At 44.5% G+C, this 6176-nt stretch carries 5 protein-coding genes; all 5 read left to right on the top strand.

The features are described 5' to 3' along the window. Positions 1–217: TOBE domain-containing protein (locus J7K79_RS08650; RefSeq protein ID WP_296907613.1), on the top strand; the 217-nt coding region annotated here is incomplete at its 5' end. Continuing rightward, entirely contained in the window at positions 214–2709 is a 2496-nt protein-coding gene (locus J7K79_RS08645; protein ID WP_296907610.1) for an alpha-mannosidase, read from the top strand. The genes J7K79_RS08650 and J7K79_RS08645, both read left to right, overlap by 4 nt. After that, positions 2706–3983 carry a mannosylglucosylglycerate synthase gene (mggS, locus tag J7K79_RS08640; protein ID WP_296907608.1) on the top strand — a complete coding sequence of 426 codons (1278 nt, stop codon included), beginning with the start codon at positions 2706–2708 and terminating at the stop codon, positions 3981–3983. Before J7K79_RS08645 ends, mggS begins: the two co-directional genes overlap by 4 nt. After that, positions 3980–5122: a glycosyltransferase gene (locus tag J7K79_RS08635; RefSeq protein WP_296907605.1), complete on the top strand. Its 1143-nt coding sequence runs from the start codon at positions 3980–3982 to the stop codon at positions 5120–5122. The genes mggS and J7K79_RS08635 overlap by 4 nt, the downstream gene beginning before the upstream one ends. Beyond that, positions 5106–5906, top strand: a complete 801-nt coding sequence (locus tag J7K79_RS08630; protein ID WP_296907603.1) for a MurR/RpiR family transcriptional regulator — start codon at positions 5106–5108, stop codon at positions 5904–5906. Before J7K79_RS08635 ends, J7K79_RS08630 begins: the two co-directional genes overlap by 17 nt. The last annotated feature ends 270 nt before the right edge of the window (positions 5907–6176 follow it).

Here is a 6176-nt window from a genome sequence, read left to right as displayed (position 1 = left end):
GGAGGAGAAACCAAACACCATCAAACTGGAGGGAGAAGTATACTTTGCTGAAAAGCTCATGTCGGATACGATACTCCACCTGAACATTGGAGATGAAAAAATCGTTGCAAAGATTCCTGGCGACGTTGATTTCAAAAGTGGAGAAAAGATCGGATTCTTCATAGATCTTGAAAAGATACATCTCTTCCATCCAGAGACAGGAGAGAGACTCTCATGAAAGCAAAGGTAATTGTTCACAATCACTGGGACAGAGAATGGTTTACTACATCGGAGGTGACCTCCCGCTGGCTGGGGGAGGTCTTTTCCAAGGTGAAAACCCTCTCTGAAAAGAATCCGAACTTCATCTATGTGATGGATGGTCAGACCGCTGTGATCGAAGACCTTTTCACGGTAAACCCGGAGGCGGAAAAAGATCTTAAGAAACTCGTTGAGAAAGGAAAACTACTGATTGGACCTTACTATACGCAGATAGACTGGAGAATACCGAAAGAGTCGTCCATACTGAAGAATCTGGAGATGGGGTTGAAGGATTCTGAAAGATTCGGAAAGTGCATGAAAGCGGGATGGCTTCTTGACAACTTCGGTCACATCTCACAAGTTCCTCAGGTACACAGACTGTTTGGGATAGAAAAGGTCTTCCTCTGGCGGGGTGTTTTTTTCGAAAGCGACAAAATTTCCCAGGAGTTTTTCTGGAAAGGAAGCGATGGCACGACAGTTCAGGCCATCTTTCTTGTAGGAGGTTACAGAAATCTGTACAACCTGAAAGAGACAAGAGAGATGGCGAAGAAGAGGTTGGAACATGAAAAGAAAAAACTGGAAAGGTTTTCAAAATCGGGCGAGGTACTTCTTCTGGACGGTTACGATATAGACCTCTCTCCGGAGGACCCGCAGGAGTATCTGAACGCTGAAATTACGACCCCGGAGGATTTTCCAGAGAGATTTCCCGATGATGCACCCGTTCTTTCTGGAGAACTTCTTTCTGGGAGATATGCCTGCACCTTTCCCGGAACGCTTTCTACCAGGGTCTATCTGAAGCTGGAAAGTGAACTCATCGAAGATCTCTTGAAGACGGGGGATCTCCTTTCCGCCTTGAACGGCGAGGAGCCTCAGGAGATCCTGTGGAGGGAGTACCTGAAGACCCTTGCACATGACAACATCTGTGGAGTATGTGTGGATCCTGTCCATGAAAAGATGGAGAAAACCTACAGAAAGATGTACTTTCTTCTCAAAGAATCTGTAGAGGAAAAGTTGAAAAAACTCGCCGGGAAAGCAGGACTGAAAAGTGGCCTTTATGCCTTCTCTTCTTCTCCGTTTTCCTACGATCACTGGTACTGTGACGGTGAAAGAACAGTTCGGTTGAAAGCTGAAGGTGTGGGATTTTTCAGAGTCGAGTCCACCAACCAAAAGACTGTGTCCGACAGAGACCTCTCATGGAAAAATAACTACTACGAGGCACGTTTTGAGGAAGACGGCACTCTTCTTCTGAATGGGAGAAGAGCAGGTGTTTTGAACCTGTTTGAAGAAAAAGGTGACACCTACTCTACCTTCGTTGAAGAAACTGATTTCTCAGTGACCTTGAAAAAAATCGAGGTTATCTCGAAAACAGAAAATTCTATGGTTGTGGAGATGGAAAGGTCTGTTCAATCACACCTGTGTCATATTGAAACGAAAGAGAGGATCGTTTTCGACGGAACACCACTTGTGAAATGGAGTGTGGAGCTGGATGTAAAGGGGAAGAACTACAAGCTTTCAATGAGTTACGAAACAGGAAGTGGAGAGATCTTTGCAAAGATGCCTTTCGACGTGGTGAGAAGGAAGGAAAAGGACAACTACCTCCTTCCAGAGTCTCTTCCTGACAGTTTGAAGGGAATTCTCCTTGCAGCAAGAGAGACAGGCGTGGTGAGGGAATTTCCATTTCAGGGCTTTGTCTCCATCTACAGTGAGGGAATATCGAGAACTTTTCTTGCGAAGGGCTTGAGGGAATACTGGGTGGAGAAAGAAAAAGTACACGTTACACTGATAAGATCGGTTGAATGGATCGCGAAGGATGTGGAGGGTAGAGTAGGAGACGCAGGACCCCTGATGTACACTCCCGGAGCAAAGTGCGAAGGAAGCTTTTCGGTGAGGCTTTCTTTCATGGAGAACAAGAGTCATCCAAGAAGTGAGGAGTTCTTCAAGTGGTACACCCTCTTTGACTGTCCTCCGCTGTTTGTAAAAATTGACTCCGGAGGATGCGAAGATGAACGCGTCTTCTTCAAATCCAGACTTCCATGGGTTGGTGTGAAAGGTTCCTCTTTGTGGGTCTTCAATCCCTATTTCGAAGAGGTGGAAGGTTTAAAACCTCTTCAAATAGGGACAAAACGGGTTGAGCCACTCTCCGGTGCAGTACAACCTCTTAAGTTATCTATTTTGAACTTTCCGGAGCTTCCTGTCCTGTGTCTTGAAAGCTTGCCAGAAAGCGATGTGGTGGATCTCTTGAGGAAGACCATTTCTGAACTTGACTTGGAAATTTCCAGAGTTTCGGCAAAGAACGATCTGAGATCAAGACACAGGTACTTTTCTCTTCTCAGAACGAAGAAAGAGATAGAGCTCTCACTCCTTTATCTTCAGAGTGAAGAAAAACCGGCGAAGGAGTTGAACGAGCTTCGTATGAAGAGAAGAACCTACGATTACCTGGTGGAACTTTTCGAAAGTGAGGAGAAAACATGAAAGTAGCGCTTTTTCATTACCGCGGTGGCCTCATGGACGGTGTGTCACTCGAGATGGAAAAGTGGAGGAAGGTCCTCTCGAAAATGGGGCACGAGGTTCACATCGTGGCTGGAAACAGAAAAGAAGGAGTGGATGTGGTTGTGGAAGAGATCGGTTTCGAGAATCCGGATTTTGAAAAAGTGAACAGAAACTTCTTTGGAAGACTGGAGGATTTCCCAAGTGAAGAAAAGTTCCTGGAGTTTCTCAAGAAAAAAGAAGATCAAATTTTTTCTGTTCTAAAGGACATTTTGAAAGACTACGACCTCATCGTTCCAAACAACGTCTGGTCTTTGGGACTTTTTCCACCTCTTGGTCTTGCCCTTTCGAGGTTAAAAAAAAGATTCATTGCACATCACCACGACTTCTGGTGGGAAAGAAAACATCTGATTCCGGAGAGTGAAAGATTCAGAGAGATACTGGAGAAACACTTTCCGCCGGATCTTCCAAATGTGAAACACGTGGTCATAAACACGATCGCCAAAAAAGAACTCCTGAGGAGAAGAAGCATCGATTCAGTGGTGGTACCGAATGTGATGGATTTTGAAAAGCCTATCACCTCGGAAGATATGTATCACAGGATGAGAGAAGAACTTGGTATAGATCCAGGAACGATCGTCGCTCTTCAGGCAACGAGAATAGACAGAAGAAAAGCGATAGAGCTTTCAATAGATGTGGTGTCTCTCCTGAAAAAGAGTCTGAAAAAGAAAAGTCTCCTTTACAACGGTGAAGCTTTCAACGGCGAAATAGTTCTGGTGTTCTCCGGCATCTGTGAGGACGCATCATACCTGGAAGAATTGAGGGAATACGCTTCTTTGAAAAGCGTCCCGCTTTTAATTTTGAGTGAGAAAGTGAGAAAAGACACTTCTTTTTTCTGGAGACTTTACAACGTTGCCGACTTTGTTACCTATCCGACCATTCTGGAAGGGTGGGGGAATCAGCTTCTTGAAGCGATTGCCGCAAAAAAAGCTATTGTTCTCTTTGAATATGAGGTGTTCAAATCTGACATAAAACCGATGGGGTTAAGGTATGTCAGTTTAGGGGATCGTTACTTCAGGGAAGGCAACTTCGTGAAAGTTGAAGAGAGTGTCTTGCAAAGAGCGGTGGAAGAACTATCAAAACTGCTGCGTGATTCATCTTTCTACAGAGAAACGGTGGAGCATAACTTCGAAGTGGGAAGGCGCCATTTCAGTCTGGAAAAACTGGAAGAGATACTGAGCAGGGAGGTATTGACATGAAAGTCATTGTTGGAATACCCAGTTTCAACAACGCAGAGACGATTTCCTACGTTGCGAGAACAGCGGCTCGGGGCATTCTGGAATTTTTCGATGGGGACGGTATGATACTCAACTCAGACGGTGGGTCATCTGATGGAACAAGGGAGAGATTCATGGAAACGGACACCTTCGGTGTTCCAAAGGAGAGTTTTGTCTACGAAGGTGTTCCTGGGAAAGGAAGTGCTATGAGGACAATCATGGAGATTTCTTTGGAACGAGGAGCAGAGGCGGTGGTATTTCTCGACTCCGATCTCAGAAGTGTGAAACCATGGTGGGTGGAAAGACTTGCAGGACCCATATTGAAAGGGGAGGCGGACTACGTTACACCGTTTTATCTGAGACATAGATTCGACGGTACGATCACAAACAACGTCTGCTTTCCTGTGACATCCGCTCTCTATGGGAAGAAGGTGAGACAACCCATCGGAGGGGATTTTGGTGTTGGGAAAAGACTCCTTGAGATTTATCTGGAAAAACCAGAAGAGACGTGGAAAACGGACGTTGCAAGGTTCGGTATCGACATCTGGATGACAACAACCGCCATAAACGAGTCTGGAAGAGTCCTCCAGGCAGCTCTTGGTACAAAAATCCACGATGTCAAAGATCCTGGCAAGCACCTCAGGGGGATGTTCCTCCAAGTGGTGGGAACGCTCTTTGATCTCATGATCACTTACGAAGACAGGTGGAAAGATGTCTGGGAAATAGAAGAAGTACCTGTTTATGGAGAAACACCAAATGAAGAGGTTCCACCCATGAGCATAGATGTGGAGAACCTTAAGAAACTCGCAAAGGAAACACTGAACGACGTGGATTACATGGGAGAGGAAATCCTCTCAAAAGTGAAAGAGAAAGGAACACTCGATCTCGTATCCTGGGTCGATGTTCTGTACAGAAGCGCCCTTCATTATAGAAAGACAGGAGATAAGAAGGTGGTGGAGAATCTTTTGCCGTTCTATTTTGCGAGGACCGCCCGTTTTGCAGAGGAGGTAAGATCTCTATCGGATGAAGAAGCGGAAAGATGCGTTTATGAACAGCTCGATGTCTTTTTGGAGAGAAAATATCTGTTGAAGGAGGAATGGGAAGTTGAAAATAAAAGATAAGATCCTGAACATATACGCACGGTTCAGCCCCGCCGAGCGGAAAGTGGCAGACTACATCCTGGAGAAGCCAGACGATGTGATCCACTACTCCATTACAGAGTTTGCGAAGATCGTGGGTGTGAGTGAAACCACGGTTCACAGGGTAATCAAGAAGCTGGATTTCGAGGGTTACCAGATCTTCAAAATCACACTCGCAAGGGAGCTGAGCGGTATAGAAGAGACGATTGAGAAGCATGATTTTATAGATGAGCAGATCGAAATTTTGAAGCGCTTGAAAGAAACACTGGATAAGAAAAGTTTAGAAAAAGCAGTGAACTGGATCCTTTCTGCTCGGCGGTTGCTTTTCTTTGGAGTTGGACTTTCTGGTATAGTTTCAGAGTACGCCAGTTTGAAATTTGCTTTCCTCGGGTTTCATACATTTTTTTCCAACGATCCGCATGTTCAAGTTATAGAGGCAGTGAACTTGACAAATGAAGATTTGGTAATCTCAATCAGTCACACAGGAAACATCAGAGATACTGTCAAATCCACTCAGGTTGCAAAAGATATGGGAGCAAAAACGATTGCTATCACAACTAACAAAAATTCGGAGCTTGCCAAGATTGCTCACCTTACGCTTCAGAGCCCTCCTGTAAGATATGAAGTTTATGAATTTCTAAGAGAAAACATAGGAGAAATCGCTGTTGTGGATGTACTGTTCAAAGAAACCTTCCGAAGAATCTACCAGGAAAGAAAGAAACATTTCGAAAATCTCCGTGACGTGTTCAAACCGAAGAAATTTTGAGATTTTGGCATTTAATTCGAAATAATCCCCCGTAATTGGATCTAAAAATGAAAATCAAGGAAAAATGGAAAAAATATACCACCTACATGTTGCAAGCAAGAAACCTCACAAGAGAAAACACCATAGCCATATCTTCCCTGCAGGTGATCGTGAATGAACTTTATGAACACAGGAACAGATGAAATAGTCTTTGGAAATCTGGATAGTTTCTCTGAGAGAGGACTTCATTGATAACAACAAGCATGGAGATTATTCCAACTTCAGGTCTTT

The organism is Thermotoga sp., from assembly GCF_021162145.1.
Lineage (GTDB): Bacteria > Thermotogota > Thermotogae > Thermotogales > Thermotogaceae > Thermotoga.
This window is presented reverse-complemented; position numbering and strand designations above follow the sequence as displayed.

Excerpts from the sequence above, each read along its gene's own strand:
- J7K79_RS08645 (WP_296907610.1), top strand. The coding sequence starts at position 214 with ATGAAAGCAAAGGTAATTGTTCACAATCACTGGGACAGAGAATGGTTT.
- mggS (WP_296907608.1), top strand. The coding sequence starts at position 2,706 with ATGAAAGTAGCGCTTTTTCATTACCGCGGTGGCCTCATGGACGGTGTG.
- J7K79_RS08635 (WP_296907605.1), top strand. The coding sequence starts at position 3,980 with ATGAAAGTCATTGTTGGAATACCCAGTTTCAACAACGCAGAGACGATT.